This window comes from Glycomyces sp. NPDC021274 (assembly GCF_040641195.1).
Lineage (GTDB): Bacteria > Actinomycetota > Actinomycetes > Mycobacteriales > Micromonosporaceae > Glycomyces.
The window spans coordinates 1-1,283 of record NZ_JBFADC010000080.1 but is presented as its reverse complement, the minus strand read 5'-3'; the positions used below and the strand labels follow the sequence as shown (position 1 = coordinate 1,283).

1 protein-coding gene and 1 pseudogene are annotated in these 1,283 nt (G+C 68.7%); both read left to right on the top strand.

Going from position 1 to position 1,283, the window contains the following annotated elements; all coding sequences use genetic code 11:
• The coding region (locus AB0I03_RS26720) for a DUF5994 family protein (RefSeq protein WP_360417387.1) at positions 1-517 on the top strand (517 nt) is incomplete at its 5' end.
• A gap of 535 nt (positions 518-1,052) precedes the next feature.
• Positions 1,053-1,283 (top strand): annotated as a pseudogene (locus AB0I03_RS26715) (serine/threonine-protein phosphatase); the annotation flags it as partial.

The following is a 1,283-nucleotide window of genomic DNA, read 5'->3' as shown; positions in this document are numbered from 1 at the left end:
CCGCTCCCGTGACCTCGCGGCGGAACTGCCCGCACTGACGGCCGTCCTCGACCCACTGTGGGGGCGGATCACCCATGCCACGGTGAACCCCACGTTCTGGCCGGTCATCCCACGGAAGGTGCCCGTCGACGGGCATGTGGTGGGTGTCGGCTGGTTCAAGGCCGAGCAAGATCCCCACAAGCTGCTGCTGTTCTCCTACACCGTCGGCCGTTGGGACCTCCTGGTGATCCCTCCGGAGACCAGCCCCGCCACGGCCGCCCGGCTCATGGCCGAGGCCGCCGATCCGCGGTGCACCCTCACCGCGAGCGCCCTGATGGACGAAGCGGAGCAACGCCGGATCGCGGAGGAGATGGAACTGTCCCTGGTCTCGGTCTGGGACTCCGAAGGCGGCCATGGCGCAAGCCTGCCGACCTCACGTTCACCCGCCCAAGCAGCCATTGCCCAGGTACCAGATGCCACGAAAGGTGCCGAGCATCGTGTCAGTCATCGGGAGCGCGACGTCGGTCCCGCAGCCTGATCCGGAGGAAAGCTCCAGGCCAACCAGCCTGGGGCTTATCTCTTATCCGGACCTTTCCACCGCACGCCACGCCATTGAGCCGGCGGCCCTGAAGGAGAGACTGACACGCCGCCACTGGCTCAATGAGCCCTCTGGCCCGGTTGGCCGGGTCACTCTGTGCGAGTCGATCACGGTGGTTTCCGGAGCCCGCGTGCACAGTCGCAGGAGGGGGTCTGCCAGTCCTTGCGCGGCCGGCGGCCGCCGAGCAAGGCGTGAACTTGTGCTCCGGCCCCTCACCGAGCGGGAGGAGCCGAAGGGCCGCAACGGACTCGAACACTCCGACCGTGGAGTGCGGCAGGGCCTCGTTGCCTCCCGCCCGCACTCAGTCATTCACGGACCGCTCACCTTCCCCTCCCCCTCATCCAGACCCGCGCGCAGTGCTACCGGAGCCAAGCCACCGAAGTCGAACGCCAGGCCGCTCGGTGACCGACCCGTTGGAGACGGCCGGAATGGCGGGTGACGTCGCAACGAGGCTGCTTGGTGAAAGGGCATGGGTATGGCGGCAGGTGAGCGGGAGGCGGACACGGGCGCCGTGGACCGGTCGGAAGGGTTCGGCGAGCGACTGCTGGGGGTGCTGCTGGACCGGGCGCACGAGATGCCGCCGCAGTTGATCGCCCCGCTGGTCGCGGAAGAGGTGGCGAGGGTCGGCGGCCGTCACGTCTCGATCCTCCTCCAGGACTATGCGCAGTTGCTGCTGGTGCCGCTGCCAGGTAGGCGGCTGACCGTC